The following is a 16,479-nucleotide window of genomic DNA, read 5'->3' as shown; positions in this document are numbered from 1 at the left end:
CAAACGAGTTTTGACTATTTAATAATAAGGAAGATTTTAAAATATACCTCAATGGGGGGAGGAAACGTATTGTGGCAGATTATCTAGTTATTGTTGAATCTCCCGCTAAAGCAAAAACAATTGAAAAATATTTAGGGAAGAAATATAAGGTGAAAGCCTCATTAGGTCACGTCATTGACCTGCCAAGAAGTCAGATGGGCGTTGATGTGGAGAATAACTATGCACCTAAATATATAACAATTCGCGGGAAAGGCCCTGTACTGAAAGAAATTAAAGATGCTGCTAAAAAAGCAAAGAAAGTCTATCTCGCAGCTGACCCCGATCGCGAAGGGGAAGCAATTGCGTGGCATCTCGCTCACAGTTTAAAAATTGATGAGCAAGCAGAGTGCAGAGTAGTATTTAATGAAATTACGAAAGACGCAGTAAAAGATGCGTTTAAACAACCTAGACCGATTAATATGGACCTTGTAGATGCTCAGCAGGCACGTCGTGTTCTTGATCGTCTCGTTGGTTACAACATAAGTCCTTTATTATGGAAGAAAGTGAAAAAAGGGTTAAGTGCTGGTCGAGTTCAATCGGTAGCTGTACGTCTCATTATTGAAAGAGAGAAAGAAATCCAGAACTTTGAAGCAGAAGAATACTGGAAAATCAAAGCCTCTTTCGAAAAAGATGGAGAACAATTCGATGCTGGTTTCTATGGTATTGATGGTAAGAAAACAGAGCTCCACTCAAGAGAAGATGTGGACAATGTTTTAAAACGGATTGAGGGAGATCAGTTCAACATTCAGTCTGTTCAAAAGAAAGAGCGTAAACGAAATCCTGCTAATCCATTCACAACTTCTTCTCTTCAACAAGAAGCGGCACGAAAGTTAAACTTCCGTGCAAAAAAAACCATGATGCTCGCACAGCAGCTTTATGAAGGAATTGCGATCGGTAAACAGGGAACGGTCGGTTTGATTACGTATATGAGAACTGATTCAACTAGAATCTCTGATACAGCAAAAGATGAAGCAAAAGAATATATCCAAGGAAAATATGGCGAGACGTACTTATCTGGTAAAAAAGCGGCTAAAAAACAGTCCGGTAAATCGCAAGACGCACACGAAGCGGTCCGCCCTACTTCCGTGATGCGTGATCCATCTGAGATGAAGGCATACTTGAAGCGAGATCAATTGCGATTGTATAAGCTGATTTGGGAACGCTTTGTTGCGAGTCAAATGGCACCAGCTATTATGGATACGATGAGTGTCGATCTTGAGAACAATGGTACGATTTTCAGAGCTACTGGTTCAAAAGTAAAGTTTAAAGGATTTATGAAAGTGTATGTAGAGGGCAATGATGACAACAAAAAGGAAGAAGATAAGATGCTTCCTGATCTTGAAGAAGGTATGAATGTTGATTCATCAGATATTGATCCTACTCAACACTTTACACAGCCGCCGCCAAGGTATTCTGAAGCGCGTCTTGTTAAAACAATGGAAGAACTCGGTATTGGGCGTCCATCTACCTATGCACCTACGCTTGATACAATCCAGCGGAGAGGCTATGTTGCACTCGAGGACAAGAAGTTTGTCCCAACTGAGCTTGGTGAAATAGTCCTTGAGCTTATTCTAGAGTTTTTCCAGGACATTATTAATATCGAATTTACCGCCGGTCTCGAAAATGATCTTGACAAAATTGAAGATGGAGATGCAGAATGGATTTCTGTCATCAACGAGTTTTATCAAAATTTTGAACAGCGGCTTAAAGTTGCTGAAGAAGAAATGAAAGAAGTCGAGATCAAAGACGAGCCTGCTGGGGAAGATTGTGAGAAGTGTGGTTCTCCTATGGTAATTAAAATGGGCCGTTACGGTAAATTTATGGCATGCTCGAACTTCCCTGACTGCCGAAATACTAAACCAATCCTAAAAGAAGTTGGAGTTACCTGTCCTAAATGTAAAGAAGGTAACGTGGTTGAACGTAAGAGTAAGAAAAACCGTCTCTTCTATGGTTGTGACCGATTCCCAGAATGTGATTTCCTATCTTGGGATAAGCCAATCAAACGACCATGTCCTAAATGCGGCGATTTGCTTGTTGAGAAGAAGACGAAGAAGAAAAAAGAGATCAAATGTGTAAACTGTGATTTCATCGAAGAAGAAAACTAGTAAGGAGTTTTAGCAATGAGTAATCATGTTACGGTTATCGGAGCCGGATTAGCTGGAAGTGAAGCAGCATGGCAACTGGCAAAACGAGGGGTAGATGTTCATCTTTATGAGATGCGTCCGAAGAAACAAACGCCAGCCCATCATACTGATAAATTTGCTGAGCTTGTATGCAGTAACTCGCTACGTGCAAATACACTAACAAACGCTGTTGGTGTATTAAAAGAAGAAATGCGAATGATGGATTCGGTTATCATTAAATCTGCGGATGAGTGTGCGGTACCAGCTGGCGGTGCGCTAGCGGTCGATCGTCATGAATTCGCAGCTAAAGTAACTGAAAATGTGAAAAACCATCCGAATGTGACTGTTTTTTCTGAGGAATGTACAAAAATCCCTGATGGTCCAACAATCATTGCAACAGGACCATTAACATCAAAGGACCTATCTGACCAATTAAAAGCGCTTAGCGGCGAAGAGTATTTATACTTCTATGATGCAGCTGCGCCTATCATTGAAACAGAAAGCATTGATATGGATAAGGTATATAAAAAGTCCCGTTATGATAAAGGTGAAGCGGCTTACTTAAACTGTCCAATGACAGAAGAAGAGTTCAACACATTTTATGAAGCGCTTATCTCAGCCGAAACGGTGCCGCTTAAAGAATTTGAAAAAGAGATTTTCTTTGAAGGTTGTATGCCGATTGAAGTCATGGCTCAAAGAGGACAGAAAACAATGACGTTTGGTCCACTTAAACCAGTTGGTCTTGAAGATCCGAGAACAGGAAAGCGTCCTTATGCAGTTGTTCAATTAAGACAAGACAATGCATCAGGAACACTTTATAACATTGTTGGTTTTCAAACACATCTCAAGTGGGGTCCGCAAAAAGAAGTGATCCGTCTAATACCAGGCCTTGAAAATGCCGATATTGTGCGATACGGTGTGATGCATCGAAACACGTTTATTAATTCTCCGAATCTATTGAAAGCAACTTATCAGTACAAGGAAAGAGAGAACTTGTTTTTCGCAGGTCAAATGACAGGCGTTGAAGGGTATGTAGAATCTGCAGCTTCAGGCTTAATTGCTGGGTTTAATGCAGCTCGGTATATGACTGACGAAGAGCCTGTAGTGTTTCCTGAAGAAACAGCGCTTGGTAGCCTAGCAAATTATATAACAACGGCTAACCCTGATAACTTCCAACCGATGAACGCGAATTTTGGATTGTTTCCACCTCTCGAAACGCGAATTAAAAGTAAGAAAGAGCGCAATGAAACAATTGCTAACAGAGCGTTAGAAACAATTCAGAATTTTGTAAAAAGATTGTAAATTTCTATTGCTTAGGCTTCTAGATTGTGATACGATTTAGAAGCCTTTTGAGGTGATAACTATGAATAACAATCAGCAAGCTCATATTCAGTCATTTTCTGAATATCTTCAGATTGAAAAAAATTGTTCACCACATACGATCTCAGGTTACTTACAGGACATTGAACACTTTAAGTCTTTTATGAAGCAGCAGACTATCGATGTCCTTGCTGCTGTTTCTTATGTAGACGTTAGGATTTATTTAACGGAACTTCATGAGAGAGGTTATGCAAGGAAAACGGCTGCGAGGAAAATCTCGACGTTAAGAAGCTTGTATCGCTTTCTTTTAAGGGAAAACATTGTAGAAATAAACCCTTTTACAATGAGTTCACTGCCGAAGCAAGAAAAACGTCTTCCACAATTTCTCTATGAGCAAGAATTGAGTCAATTATTTGAAGCGCCTGATTTAAATACACCCCTAGGACAGAGAGACAAGGCACTGCTCGAAGTACTATACGGATGTGGTATTCGTGTTAGTGAATGTGTAGCGCTTGATTTAGAAGATATTGATTTTGCTATTGGTACAATCTTTGTTACTGGTAAAGGACGCAAAGAAAGGTACGTACCAATTGGTAGTTTCGCTATAGATGCAATTAAAGAGTATATTGATGACGGGCGCTCGAAACTCCTTTCGTCAGCAAAGGAACCTACAAAGGCTCTGTTTTTGAACTTTAGAGGTGCTAGAGTAACAGCAAGAGGTGTTCGCACAATCCTTGATAAGATTGTCAAAGACGCTTCATTGCATGTACATATAAGCCCACATGTGATGAGACACACGTTCGCAACACATTTGCTGAATGAGGGAGCCGACTTACGGTCAGTTCAAGAACTTTTAGGGCATTCGAATCTTTCGAGCACACAAATTTATACACATGTTACAGGTGATCGATTGAAAACGATATACATGAACCATCACCCAAGAGCTTAATCGCTCGGGAGGAGGAACTTATGGGAGACTTTCATTCAACGACAATTTTTGCAGTGCGACATAATGGTGAATGTGCAATGGCGGGAGATGGCCAGGTAACATTCGGAAATGCTGTCGTAATGAAACATACAGCCAAAAAAGTTAGACGACTTTTCCATGGCAAAGTAATTGCAGGATTTGCAGGGTCAGTAGCAGATGCATTTACCTTATTCGAGAAATTTGAAAGCAAGCTTGAAGAATATGGTGGAAACCTTCAGAGAGCTGCGGTAGAACTTGCTAAAGAATGGCGAAGCGACCGTGTGCTAAGAAAGTTAGAAGCAATGCTTATTGTGATGAATAAAGATGAGCTACTCCTTATTTCTGGAACAGGTGAAGTAATTGAGCCTGATGATGGCATCCTTTCCATTGGGTCAGGCTCTAATTATGCACTTTCGGCAGGTCGAGCACTTAAACGATACAGCGAAAACAAAAGTGCGGAAGAGATTGCGCGAGCATCTATGGAAATAGCCTCAGAAATTTGTGTTTATACAAACGACCAGATTATCGTAGAAACCATTTAGTATCAAAACTGTATCTTTTGGAGGAGATCGTATGTCTAATCCATTAACACCAAGACAAATTGTTGAAAAGCTTGATCAGTATATTGTTGGTCAGAATGATGCAAAAAAAGCTGTAGCGGTTGCGCTGCGGAATCGATATCGCCGAGGTCTTTTAAGCGATAAACTGAAAGATGAAGTAAATCCGAAGAATATTTTAATGATTGGACCTACAGGCGTAGGGAAAACAGAAATTGCAAGACGGCTCGCTCGACTTGTAAATGCTCCTTTCATTAAAGTAGAAGCAACGAAATTTACTGAAGTAGGTTATGTAGGACGAGACGTTGAATCAATGGTTCGCGATCTTGTTGAGACATCGATCAGACTTGTCAAAGAAGACCGAATGGAACAGGTGAAGGGCAAAGCGGAGGAAAATGCAAACAAGCGTATTGTAGAATTACTCGTACCTTCTAGTAAGAAGCAAACACAATACAAAAATCCGCTTGAAATGTTATTTGGTAATCAAGGGCAAGAAGAGACCAACGCACAGTCCACTTCTGAAGATCAATCGATCGCTTCAAGAAGAAAGCAAATTGCACAGCAGCTTGCACTTGGAGAACTAGAAGATCGGATGATTACAGTTGAGGTTGAAGAACAAAACAATTCGATGATGGATATGTTTCAAGGCGCTGGCATGGAGCAAATGGGTATGAACATGCAGGATATGCTCGGTAACTTTATGCCAAAGAAAAAGAAAAAACGTAAGCTACCAGTTTCTGAGGCGCGGAAAGTGTTAACTCAGGATGAAGCTGCTAAACTGGTTGATATGGATGAAGTAGCACAAGATGCTGTTTCGAAAACGGAGCAATCGGGAATCATTTTCATTGATGAAATCGATAAGGTTGCTGGAAAGAGTCAACAATCTGCAGATGTTTCAAGGGAAGGTGTCCAAAGAGACATTCTACCAATTGTTGAAGGATCAACAGTGACGACGAAGTATGGCCCCGTGAAGACTGACCATATTTTGTTTATGGCAGCTGGAGCATTCCACATGTCGAAACCGTCTGATTTAATTCCGGAACTCCAAGGGAGATTTCCAATTCGCGTTGAGCTTAATAGTTTAACAATTGATGACTTTAAACGCATTTTAACAGAGCCTGATAATGCACTTGTGAAGCAGTATACAGCTTTATTAGAAACCGAAGGTATAAAAGTTGAATTTTCAGACGATGCTATTCATAAAATTGCCACAATTGCCACGGAAGTAAATCAAGATACTGACAATATTGGTGCACGTAGACTTCATACAATTCTAGAAAAACTTCTAGAAGATCTCTCGTTCGAAGCACCGGATATTAATCTTGAAAGCATTACGATTACACCAGAGTATGTTGAGGAGAAGCTAGCTTCTATCGCGAAGAACCGTGACCTCAGCCAATTCATCTTATAACACTAGCAGGAGGAAAATAACTATGAATTTACTTGAAAAAACAAGAAAAATTAATGGAATGCTACAAAAATCAGAAGGACCAGTTAATTTTACAGACATGGCAGAAACGCTTCGTGACGTTATTATGGCGAACGTCTATGTGGTTAGCCGTAGAGGGAAGCTACTTGGAATCGCGATTAATCAGGAAATCGAGAATGAGCGTATGAAGAAGATGTTTTCTGAGCGTCAATTCCCTGAAGAGTATACACAAAACCTATTCAACATTACTGAAACGTCTTCAAACCTTGATATTACAAGCGAGTACACAGCGTTTCCAGTAGAGAATCGTGACCTATTTGAAAAGGGTCTTACTACGATTGTTCCTATCGTAGGTGGCGGAAGCCGTCTAGGTACGCTAATTCTTTCTCGTTTAAGCGATTCTTTCTCAAATGATGACCTATTGCTAGCTGAATATGGTGCTACAGTAGTAGGTATGGAGATTCTACATGAGAAAGCAGAAGAAATTGAAGAAGAAGCAAGAAATAAAGCTGTTGTTCAAATGGCTATTTCTTCTCTTTCTTACAGTGAGCTAGAAGCAATTGAGCACATTTTCGAAGAACTTGAAGGAAATGAAGGTCTTCTAGTTGCTAGTAAAATTGCTGACCGTGTAGGAATTACTCGTTCAGTTATCGTGAACGCACTACGTAAGTTAGAGAGTGCCGGCGTTATTGAGTCACGCTCACTAGGTATGAAAGGGACTTATATTAAAGTCCTTAACGATAAGTTTCTAGTAGAGCTATCAAAACTTAAAACACAATAACACTTACGCTCCGGTCTAACCGGAGCGTTTTTATGTCTCTCTACTATAGGTATTAGTGTATTTTGCAAATTAAACTTGCGGCATTAAATTCTATATGTTATATTAATCAACGGTGTTAATCACACACGCTTGTTGATTTGGGAAGTGGTGCTGCGACTGCAGTTTTTCTCAGACACGATGCAAGCGGAGGCTAAAAAAACCATTAGGAGGAACACAATCATGGCAGTAATCTCTATGAAACAGCTTCTTGAAGCTGGGGTACACTTCGGTCACCAGACACGTCGTTGGAACCCGAAAATGAAACCTTATATCTTCACTGAAAGAAACGGTATCTACATTATCGATCTTCAAAAAACAGTGAAGAAAGTCGAAGAGGCTTATAACTTCGTTCGTGACATTGCTCAGGACGGTGGTAAAGTTCTTTTCGTAGGTACGAAAAAGCAAGCGCAAGATTCCGTTAAGGATGAAGCAATCCGTGCTGGCCAATACTTCATCAACCAACGTTGGTTGGGTGGAACACTTACGAACTTTGAAACAATTCAAAAGCGTATTAACCGCCTGAAGAGCCTTGAGAAGATGCAAGAAGACGGCACTTTCGAAGTACTACCTAAGAAAGAAGTTATGCTTCTTAAAAAAGAAATGGATCGCCTTGAAAGATTCCTTGGTGGTATTAAAGACATGAACGGCGTTCCAGACGCATTGTTCGTAATCGACCCTCGTAAAGAGCGTATCGCTATTGCTGAGGCTCGTAAGCTTAATATCCCAATCGTTGCGATCGTGGATACAAACTGTGATCCAGATGAGATCGACTATATTATCCCTGGTAACGACGATGCAATCCGCGCTGTGAAACTTCTTACTGCTAAAATGGCTGACGCTATTATCGAAGTTAGCAAAGTAGAAGAAGAAGCAGAAGTTGAAGCGGTAGAAACTGAAGAAACATCTGTATAAGAACACAAAGGGGTGATAAAGGGGAACTCAAACCCCTTTATCACCTTTTTTTAACCCAAAAGGGTATGATTACATATCATAATTCAAGGAGGAATTACTAATGGCAGTAACAGCTCAAATGGTAAAAGAATTGCGTGCACAAACTGGTGCGGGTATGATGGATTGTAAAAAAGCTCTAACAGAAAACGACGGTGACATGGACAAAGCGATCGACTGGCTTCGTGAGAAAGGTATCTCTAAAGCAGCTAAGAAAGCTGACCGTGTAGCAGCAGAAGGTCTTGCAACTATCGCTGTTGAAGGAAACAAAGCAGTAATCGCTGAAATCAACTCTGAAACTGACTTTGTTGCAAAGAACGAGAGCTTCACTTCACTAATCAATGATATCTCTCATCACCTCCTTAAAACTAGCCCTGAGTCTGTTGACGCAGCTCTTGAAAGCAAAATGGAAAACGGACAAACAGTTACTGAATTCCTAAACGAAAAAATTGCTAAGATCGGTGAGAAAATTTCTCTTCGTCGCTTCCAAATCGTTGAGAAAACTGATGCAGATGCATTCGGTGCATACCTTCACATGGGAGGACGTATTGGCGTTCTAACTCTTCTTGAAGGAACAACAGATGAAGAAGTTGCAAAAGACGTAGCGATGCATACAGCTGCAGTTAACCCTCGTTTCGTATCTCGTGACGCTGTTCCAGCTGAAGAAGTTGAGCGCGAGCGCGAAGTACTTAAGCAACAAGCTCTTAACGAAGGTAAGCCAGAGAAAATTGTTGAGAAGATGGTAGAAGGTCGTATCAACAAGTTCTTCGAAGAAATCTCTCTTGTTGATCAGCCGTTTGTTAAAGACACTGATCAAAAAGTTGGAAAGTATGTTGAATCTAAAGGCGCTACTGTAAAAGGCTTTATCCGCTACGAAGTTGGAGAAGGCATGGAGAAGCGTGAAGATAACTTCGCTGATGAAGTTATGTCTCAAGTGAAGAAGTAAAACATTGATAGGGAACACGTTGTGTTCCCTATTTTTCAAGAACAAATAATGAAAAACATGCTGGAGGGTTAAAATGAGCGGAGCCAAGTATGAACGCGTTGTGTTAAAATTAAGCGGAGAAGCATTGTCTGGTGGAGAAGGTCAAGGGATTTCACCAACAATTGTTCAGTCTATCGCATCACAAGTGAAAGAAATTCACGAAATGGGTGTTGAAGTAGCCGTTGTCGTCGGTGGTGGAAACATCTGGCGTGGTAAAGTAGGCAGTGAAATGGGAATGGACCGTGCTACAGCTGATTATATGGGCATGCTTGCAACAGTTATGAACTCACTTGCAATGCAAGATAGTCTTGAAAGTATTGGGGTAGAAACGCGTGTTCAAACTTCAATCGAAATGAGACAGGTAGCAGAACCTTACATCCGCCGTAAAGCAATACGACACTTAGAGAAAAAACGCGTTGTTATTTTTGCTGCAGGAACGGGTAACCCTTACTTCTCAACAGATACGACGGCAGCTCTTCGTGCAGCCGAAATTGAAGCTGACGTTATTTTGATGGCTAAGAATAACGTAGACGGAGTATACACAGCAGATCCATCTATCGATGCAAATGCGAAGAAGTATGATACGCTTTCATACCTTGATGTGCTTAAAGAAGGTCTAGCAGTTATGGATTCCACAGCTTCTTCACTTTGTATGGATAATGATATCCCGCTCGTTGTCTTCTCTATCATGGAAGAAGGTAACATTAAACGTGCCATTTGTGGCGAAGAAATCGGAACAGTTGTAAAAGGGAGAGATTAAGAATGCCAAAAGAAATTTTGAAAAACGCTGAAGAACGTATGCAGAACGGAATAACAAGCTTTAAGAAAGAGTTAGCTACATTAAGAGCTGGAAGAGCAAACGCTTCTCTTCTAGACAAAATCCAAGTAGACTACTACGGCGCACCAACTCCTGTTAACCAGCTTGCTGGTATTACTGTGCCGGAAGCTCGTATGCTATTAATTCAACCATATGATAAGTCATCTGTAGGGGATATCGAGAAAGCAATCCTTAAATCAGATCTTGGCCTAACACCTTCAAACGATGGTAACGTGATTCGCCTTACAATTCCAGCTCTTACGGAAGAGCGTCGTAAAGATCTAGTGAAGCTCGTTAAGAAATACGCTGAAGAAAGCAAGGTTGTTATCCGTAACATCCGTCGCGATGCTAACGATGAACTTAAGAAGAAAGAAAAAGATGGCGATATTACAGAAGACGAACTTCGTCGTGGCAATGATGATGTGCAGAAGCTAACGGATAAATTTGTAGCTGAAGCGGATAGCATTGCGGCAGATAAAGAAAAAGAAATCATGGCAGTCTAATTCAATAACATGTAAAATAAGATAATAAAAGAACCCTCTTTTCCCACAGGGGGTTTTTTTGTTAAGTAAGCGACACAATGGAGGATTTGCAATGCTTGGGAAGTTCTCGAACTGGATGAGAAAGAATGAAGATGAGGAACATTTTGAAATAAACACATCTGCTAATATCCCAGGACATATTGCGATCATTATGGATGGCAATGGACGCTGGGCGAAGAAGCGAGGTCTCCCGCGTGTGGCTGGCCACCGTGAAGGTGTGAAAGTCGTTAAGAAGATTGTAAGAAAAGCTAACGACCTTGGGGTAAATTACCTAACGCTTTATGCCTTTTCAACAGAAAATTGGAAGCGACCGAAAGAGGAAGTAGACTTTTTAATGAAACTCCCGGAACAGTTTCTACTTAGTCATCTGCCAGAGTTAATCGAGCAGAACGTACAAGTTAGAATAATGGGAGAACGAGAGCAACTACCCCCCCACACGTTCAAAGCCATTAGTAAGGCAGTGAAAGACACGAAAGACAATACCGGACTCATTCTTAATTTTGCGCTGAACTATGGAAGTCGACATGAAATGAAAATGGCTATGCAAAGGTTATTAAGTGACGTTAGAAAGGGGATACTGACTGAGGAAGATATTACTGAAGAGAAGATTTCTTCGTATTTACTCAGTAGCCAATATCCTGATCCTGACCTATTAATACGGACAAGCGGCGAAATTCGCCTAAGTAACTTTATGCTCTGGCAACTAGCTTATACTGAACTGTGGTTTACTGAAGTACTGTGGCCAGATTTTACAGAGCATCATTTTCTTGAGGCTGTACAGGAATATCAGCGACGAGGAAGACGTTACGGTGGGGTGTAAGTGTAGGAGGACATTAACGTAATGAAACAACGTGTTATTACGGGTGTGATTTTTGGCGCCCTATTGTTAGGTATGATAATTTTAGGAGACTGGCCGTTCATTATTCTTATGGCACTTGTAGCTACAATTGGAATGATTGAACTGCTATTAATGAAAAAAATCACTTTAGTTTCACTTCCAGGGTTACTTGCTATTTCGGGGACCTGGGTTCTAGTAATGCCTGATGCTTGGATTGCAGCCCTTACGTCATCTGTCTTTACTAAAATCGATTTGTTATTCTTTGGCTTGCTCATTCTTCTAGCAATGACTGTGCTTACAAAGAATAAATATAGCTTTGATGAAAGTTCATTCATCATGATGGCCTCCCTATACGTTGGTCTAGGTTTCTATTATTTTACGGCCACGCGTTATTTAGGAGATAGCGAATTAGATGGTATGGTGCATCTGTTTTTTATTATTTTTCTAATTTGGGCCTCTGATTCTGGTGCGTATTTTGTAGGACGGTCTTTAGGGAAGAAGAAACTATGGCCACATATATCTCCTAATAAGACGGTTGAAGGCGCAGTCGGTGGAGTCGTCATGGCACTAGTGGTAGGAGTTGTCTTCCAGCTTATCTACCCTGTTTATGAATCAATGATTACGGTCATTGTCGTCTCTGTTCTAACGTCTGTTTTTGGTCAAATTGGTGACCTAGTTGAATCTGCTTTCAAACGCCATTATGGTGTGAAAGATTCTGGCAGCATTTTACCCGGACATGGAGGGATACTTGATCGATTTGATAGTCTTATTTTCGTTCTCCCCCTTCTTCATTTACTTAACTTAGTTTAAAACTAAGTGGATTGGAGGAACAGGTCGTTTGAAGAAAATCAGCTTACTAGGAGCATCTGGTTCCATTGGAATACAGACTCTTGATATCGTGAGAATGCACCCTGACTTGTTTTCCCTAGTTGCCGTTTCGGTAGGAAAAAACGTAAAAAAAGCCGTTGAAATTGCAGAAGAATTTCACCCAAAATTACTATCGGTTCAGCACAGGGAAGATGCCGAATCACTAAGGAGAATTATTTCAAGAAAAACAAAGATTGTTTTCGGAGAAGAAGGTCTGTTAGAAGTGGCCTGTCATCCTGATACAACAGTACTTGTTAATGCAATTCTGGGTAGTATTGGTCTTTCCCCAACTCTTTCTGCTATAGAACAAGGTAAAACCATCGCAATTGCAAACAAGGAAACACTCGTAACCGCGGGACATTTAGTAACAGAAGCAGCAAAGCGACATGGATCAGCGTTACTTCCTGTTGATAGTGAACATTCAGCTCTATTTCAATGTTTACATGGAGAAAAGCAGGAGCAAATGGAGCGCCTGATTTTGACAGCTTCTGGTGGTAGTTTTCGTGACAAGAAACGAGATGAATTAGAAGGTGTTAGCGTACATGATGCGCTGAATCATCCTAACTGGTCAATGGGAGCAAAAATTACGATTGACTCAGCTACGATGATGAATAAAGGGCTTGAAGTGATTGAAGCACACTGGTTGTTTGGAACGCCATATGATCAGATTGATGTTATACTTCACAAAGAAAGCATTATACACTCAATGGTAGAGTACATAGACGGTAGTGTAATGGCCCATCTAGGTACTCCGGATATGCGAATTCCGATTCAATATGCACTTAGCTATCCTGATCGACTTGAAATCAGAAATGCAAAACGGTTAAACTTATGGGAAGTTGGCAAGCTTCACTTTGAGAAAGTGGATTTTGACCGATTCCGTGCGTTAAAGCTTGCATACGAAGCTGGCCGTACTGGTGGTTCATTACCAGCTGTCCTTAATGCAGCCAATGAAACCGCTGTTGCTGCATTTCTCGAAGGTAAAATCGATTTCTTAACGATCGAAGAGCTCGTAGAACAAGCGATGGAAAACCATAATAGCATTCAACATGCTTCGCTTGATGAAATTCTTGAAATTGATTCAGAAACAAGATTGCGAGTTCAGTCATTAATTAAATAAAGGTGGTACGTGGGTATGAATACTGTGATTTCGATCATTATCATATTCGGAGCGCTTGTCTTTTTCCATGAATTGGGTCATTTGCTCCTCGCAAAGCGCGCAGGAATTCTTTGCCGAGAATTCGCAATAGGCTTCGGACCAAAGCTATTTACAATCAAGAAGGGCGAAACAGTTTATACCATAAGATTATTGCCTCTTGGTGGCTTTGTTCGTATGGCCGGAGAAGATCCCGAAATGATCGAACTGAAACCCGGACAGCGTGTCGGGCTTTTGTTCAATAACGCTAATAAAGTTGAAAAGATTGTTATCAATCAAAAATCAGCTTACACGAATTTAAAAGAAGTAACGGTAGAAGAAGCAGATCTAGAGCGTGGACTTTATATCAAGGGATATGAAGGTGAAGATGAGCCTGCGGTGACCTACCAGATCGATGAAATTTCTCATTATGTGATGGATGGTTCTGAATTTCAAATCGCTCCAATTGATCGTCAGTTTGGTTCGAAGTCACTATGGGATCGCTTCCTAGCTATTTTTGCGGGTCCAGTAATGAACTTCTTACTGGCAATCGTAATTTTCATTGCTCTAGGATTATTACAAGGAACGCCAACGAACCAGGTTAGTGAAGTTGTAGAAGGTAGTCCAGCCGAACAAGCTGGATTGATGAATGGTGATGTTATTACAGAAATTAATGGTACAGAAATAACAAGCTGGGACAAAATGACTTCCATCATTCAAGACAATGCTAACAACCAGCTTGGTTTTAAAGTGGATCGTGAAGGAGAAGCAGTTACGTTATCCATTACACCTGAGAAGCAGAAGCTTACAGAAAATCAATCTGTTGGTAGAATTGGTGTTGCCCCTTCTTATGAAGTGAATTTCTTTGATTCAATCGCATTTGGATTCTCATCAACGATTGAGTTTTCAAAAGCCATTTTCGTTGGGTTAGGTCAATTGGTTACAGGTCAGCTTTCCATTGATGCGTTCAGTGGACCAGTTGGGATCTATAGTTACACAGAAGAAGCTGCTTCTGGTGGTCTTTATGTCCTTATGAGATGGGCAGCCTTCTTAAGTATTAACCTTGGTATCTTTAACTTGCTTCCGCTTCCGGCACTTGACGGAGGGAGACTTCTATTTATAGGGGTTGAGGCATTAAGAGGGAAGCCGATTGATCCACAAAAAGAAAGTCTTGTACACTTTATAGGGTTTTCGTTCCTGATGTTACTCATGCTTGTCGTAACATGGAATGATATCCAACGTTTCTTTTTATAAGAGAGTAGCAAAACCCGTTTTGAAGAATGAAATGAGGTGCAGTTTATGAAACAATCTAAATACTTTAATCCAACCCTTCGAGACAATCCAGCCGATGCCGAAATTAAAAGTCATCAGCTCCTTGTCCGAGCGGGTTTTATGCGTCAAAATGCTTCCGGCATTTATTCATACTTGCCACTAGGTAAAAAAGTATTATCAAAAATTGAACAAGTAATACGAAAAGAATTAGATGAAGCAGGCGCTCAGGAGTTGCTAATGCCTGCTATTCAGCCAGCTGAGCTTTGGCAAGAAACAGGTCGTTGGAACGTATACGGCCCTGAGTTGATGAGACTGAAAGATCGTCACGGTCGCCCGTTTGCTCTAGGGGCTACTCATGAAGAGCTTATTACAAGCCTTGTTCGTGATGAATTAAGTTCATATAAACAACTACCGGTTACACTTTATCAAATTCAGACGAAGTATCGTGATGAGAGACGCCCTCGTTTTGGTTTACTACGCGGAAGAGAGTTTATTATGAAGGATGCTTACTCATTTCATTCTTCAGAAGAACAGCTCGATGAAGCTTATAAACTAATGCATGAGACATATAGTAAAATATTCACCACACTTGGACTGAACTTTAGACCAGTTGTTGCTGATTCTGGTGCAATGGGTGGTAAAGATACAGAAGAGTTCATGGCTCTTTCTAGTGTTGGTGAAGATACGATTGCTTATAGTGACTCTTCTGACTATGCGGCTAATATTGAAATGGCAGAAGTGCACGTTAAGTACGAGAAGTCAGATGAGCTTGAGTCTCCATTAGCAAAAGGTGAATCTGAAACTGCCTTAGATCGCCAAATTAATGCAGCTGTTATGAAGATTGAAGACGATTTGATTGCTATTCTTGTAAGAGGCGATCATGAATTGAACGAAATTAAGGTAAAGAACCTTTTTGGAACAAATATGGTTGAAGTTCAAAATGAAGAAATAGATTTAAAGGAATTCGAAGGTAAAATCATAGCAGATACTGCGGTTAAGGCTGTAGTCAATGGCTCAATCAAAGGTGCACATGCTTATCATAATGTAAACCCTGATCGTGACCTAACCATTGAACGTTATGAAGACCTTCGCTTCATTCAAGAAGGAGATCCTTCTCCAGATGGGAACGGAACAATTGTATTCGCTGAAGGTATTGAAATTGGACAGGTGTTCAAGCTTGGTACAAATTATAGTGAAACGATGGGGGCCAAGTTTCTTGATGAAGGTGGTAAAGCTAAACCGATTATCATGGGTTGTTACGGTATAGGTGTATCAAGAACTCTTGCTGCAATTGCGGAGCAAACTGCAGATGACAATGGTTTATGTTGGCCACTTGCTGTAACACCATATCATGTTCATTTGATTACAATTAATGTGAAGGATGCCGATCAAAGTGCATTATCGGATCGTCTTTATGACTCACTTAAGAATGAACATGACGTGCTTTACGATGACCGCAAGGAACGTGCTGGTGTGAAGTTTAAAGATGCTGATTTGATTGGACTACCAATACGAGTTGTCGTTGGTAAAAAAGCAAATGAAGGTATTGTAGAAGTTAAACGTAGAGATACAGGAGAATCTGTTGAAGTGCCTGTAGATAACTTGAACTCGACACTTCAGCAACTTTTAGAACAAATGAACTAAAATTGTGGATAGGTGCCAGTGGTACCTTCCACCTTTTTTTTCGTTCGTGTGTTAGTTAGGCTCTTTCCGTATACTTTGTTTCTATAAGAGTAGAGGTTGATTTGTTAGTCCCACAGGAGTCGAGCACCTTCCGCTCCAATCAGCAAAGTGGTGTTCTCTATAGAACAATCTTTTAG

The 16,479-nt window shown here is 40.7% G+C and carries 15 protein-coding genes; all 15 read left to right on the top strand.

Features of this window, described 5'->3' with window-relative positions; translation table 11 throughout:
* Nucleotides 1–71: 71 nt before the first annotated feature.
* Nucleotides 72–2,144, top strand: coding sequence for a type I DNA topoisomerase (gene topA, locus FBF83_RS02385; RefSeq protein WP_136945535.1), 2,073 nt, complete (start codon nucleotides 72–74; stop codon nucleotides 2,142–2,144).
* Nucleotides 2,145–2,159: 15 nt separating this feature from the next.
* The gene (gene trmFO / locus FBF83_RS02380) at nucleotides 2,160–3,464 is read left to right on the top strand and encodes an FADH(2)-oxidizing methylenetetrahydrofolate--tRNA-(uracil(54)-C(5))-methyltransferase TrmFO (protein WP_136945534.1); all 1,305 of its coding nucleotides are present in this window, start codon (nucleotides 2,160–2,162) and stop codon (nucleotides 3,462–3,464) included.
* Nucleotides 3,465–3,525: 61 nt separating this feature from the next.
* The gene (xerC, locus tag FBF83_RS02375) at nucleotides 3,526–4,431 is read left to right on the top strand and encodes a tyrosine recombinase XerC (protein ID WP_136945533.1); all 906 of its coding nucleotides are present in this window, start codon (nucleotides 3,526–3,528) and stop codon (nucleotides 4,429–4,431) included.
* Nucleotides 4,432–4,451: 20 nt separating this feature from the next.
* The gene (gene hslV / locus FBF83_RS02370; protein WP_048309803.1) at nucleotides 4,452–4,991 is read left to right on the top strand and encodes an ATP-dependent protease subunit HslV; all 540 of its coding nucleotides are present in this window, start codon (nucleotides 4,452–4,454) and stop codon (nucleotides 4,989–4,991) included.
* 31 nt (nucleotides 4,992–5,022) lie between these two features.
* A complete protein-coding gene (gene hslU / locus FBF83_RS02365; RefSeq protein ID WP_136945532.1) occupies nucleotides 5,023–6,417 on the top strand; it encodes an HslU--HslV peptidase ATPase subunit in 1,395 nt (464 codons plus the stop codon).
* A gap of 22 nt (nucleotides 6,418–6,439) precedes the next feature.
* Nucleotides 6,440–7,216: a GTP-sensing pleiotropic transcriptional regulator CodY gene (gene codY, locus FBF83_RS02360; RefSeq protein WP_136945531.1), complete on the top strand. Its 777-nt coding sequence runs from the start codon at nucleotides 6,440–6,442 to the stop codon at nucleotides 7,214–7,216.
* Between the two features lie 219 nt (nucleotides 7,217–7,435).
* Nucleotides 7,436–8,167 (top strand): 30S ribosomal protein S2, encoded by a 732-nt coding sequence (gene rpsB / locus FBF83_RS02355; protein WP_048309800.1) that lies wholly within the window; start codon nucleotides 7,436–7,438, stop codon nucleotides 8,165–8,167.
* A gap of 100 nt (nucleotides 8,168–8,267) precedes the next feature.
* Nucleotides 8,268–9,149 carry a translation elongation factor Ts gene (gene tsf / locus FBF83_RS02350; RefSeq protein ID WP_136945530.1) on the top strand — a complete coding sequence of 294 codons (882 nt, stop codon included), beginning with the start codon at nucleotides 8,268–8,270 and terminating at the stop codon, nucleotides 9,147–9,149.
* A gap of 73 nt (nucleotides 9,150–9,222) precedes the next feature.
* Nucleotides 9,223–9,948 (top strand): UMP kinase, encoded by a 726-nt coding sequence (gene pyrH, locus FBF83_RS02345; RefSeq protein WP_136945529.1) that lies wholly within the window; start codon nucleotides 9,223–9,225, stop codon nucleotides 9,946–9,948.
* Between the two features lie 2 nt (nucleotides 9,949–9,950).
* Entirely contained in the window at nucleotides 9,951–10,508 is a 558-nt protein-coding gene (frr, locus tag FBF83_RS02340) for a ribosome recycling factor (RefSeq protein ID WP_136945528.1), read from the top strand.
* 91 nt (nucleotides 10,509–10,599) lie between these two features.
* Nucleotides 10,600–11,367 carry an isoprenyl transferase gene (locus FBF83_RS02335; RefSeq protein ID WP_136946460.1) on the top strand — a complete coding sequence of 256 codons (768 nt, stop codon included), beginning with the start codon at nucleotides 10,600–10,602 and terminating at the stop codon, nucleotides 11,365–11,367.
* 21 nt (nucleotides 11,368–11,388) lie between these two features.
* Complete coding sequence (locus FBF83_RS02330) at nucleotides 11,389–12,195, top strand: phosphatidate cytidylyltransferase (RefSeq protein WP_136945527.1); 807 nt, start codon at nucleotides 11,389–11,391, stop codon at nucleotides 12,193–12,195.
* Nucleotides 12,196–12,223: 28 nt separating this feature from the next.
* Nucleotides 12,224–13,372, top strand: a complete 1,149-nt coding sequence (gene dxr, locus FBF83_RS02325; RefSeq protein WP_136945526.1) for a 1-deoxy-D-xylulose-5-phosphate reductoisomerase — start codon at nucleotides 12,224–12,226, stop codon at nucleotides 13,370–13,372.
* Between the two features lie 15 nt (nucleotides 13,373–13,387).
* Entirely contained in the window at nucleotides 13,388–14,641 is a 1,254-nt protein-coding gene (gene rseP / locus FBF83_RS02320) for an RIP metalloprotease RseP (protein WP_136945525.1), read from the top strand.
* 45 nt (nucleotides 14,642–14,686) lie between these two features.
* The gene (locus FBF83_RS02315) at nucleotides 14,687–16,303 is read left to right on the top strand and encodes a proline--tRNA ligase (protein ID WP_136945524.1); all 1,617 of its coding nucleotides are present in this window, start codon (nucleotides 14,687–14,689) and stop codon (nucleotides 16,301–16,303) included.
* Nucleotides 16,304–16,479 lie beyond the last annotated feature (176 nt).

The sequence above is a fragment of the Guptibacillus hwajinpoensis genome, from assembly GCF_005144865.1.
Lineage (GTDB): Bacteria > Bacillota > Bacilli > Bacillales > Guptibacillaceae > Guptibacillus > Guptibacillus hwajinpoensis_A.
Note: the sequence above shows the minus strand (reverse complement) of the source record. Positions and strands in the feature narration are given on the sequence as shown.

What these genes read in the sequence shown, in the direction of transcription:
- trmFO (WP_136945534.1), top strand. Translation starts at nt 2,160, where the DNA reads ATGAGTAATCATGTTACGGTTATCGGAGCCGGATTAGCTGGAAGTGAA.
- frr (WP_136945528.1), top strand. Translation starts at nt 9,951, where the DNA reads ATGCCAAAAGAAATTTTGAAAAACGCTGAAGAACGTATGCAGAACGGA.
- FBF83_RS02330 (WP_136945527.1), top strand. Translation starts at nt 11,389, where the DNA reads ATGAAACAACGTGTTATTACGGGTGTGATTTTTGGCGCCCTATTGTTA.
- hslV (WP_048309803.1), top strand. Translation starts at nt 4,452, where the DNA reads ATGGGAGACTTTCATTCAACGACAATTTTTGCAGTGCGACATAATGGT.
- rseP (WP_136945525.1), top strand. Translation starts at nt 13,388, where the DNA reads ATGAATACTGTGATTTCGATCATTATCATATTCGGAGCGCTTGTCTTT.
- codY (WP_136945531.1), top strand. Translation starts at nt 6,440, where the DNA reads ATGAATTTACTTGAAAAAACAAGAAAAATTAATGGAATGCTACAAAAA.
- FBF83_RS02315 (WP_136945524.1), top strand. Translation starts at nt 14,687, where the DNA reads ATGAAACAATCTAAATACTTTAATCCAACCCTTCGAGACAATCCAGCC.
- xerC (WP_136945533.1), top strand. Translation starts at nt 3,526, where the DNA reads ATGAATAACAATCAGCAAGCTCATATTCAGTCATTTTCTGAATATCTT.
- rpsB (WP_048309800.1), top strand. Translation starts at nt 7,436, where the DNA reads ATGGCAGTAATCTCTATGAAACAGCTTCTTGAAGCTGGGGTACACTTC.
- hslU (WP_136945532.1), top strand. Translation starts at nt 5,023, where the DNA reads ATGTCTAATCCATTAACACCAAGACAAATTGTTGAAAAGCTTGATCAG.
- FBF83_RS02335 (WP_136946460.1), top strand. Translation starts at nt 10,600, where the DNA reads ATGCTTGGGAAGTTCTCGAACTGGATGAGAAAGAATGAAGATGAGGAA.
- pyrH (WP_136945529.1), top strand. Translation starts at nt 9,223, where the DNA reads ATGAGCGGAGCCAAGTATGAACGCGTTGTGTTAAAATTAAGCGGAGAA.
- tsf (WP_136945530.1), top strand. Translation starts at nt 8,268, where the DNA reads ATGGCAGTAACAGCTCAAATGGTAAAAGAATTGCGTGCACAAACTGGT.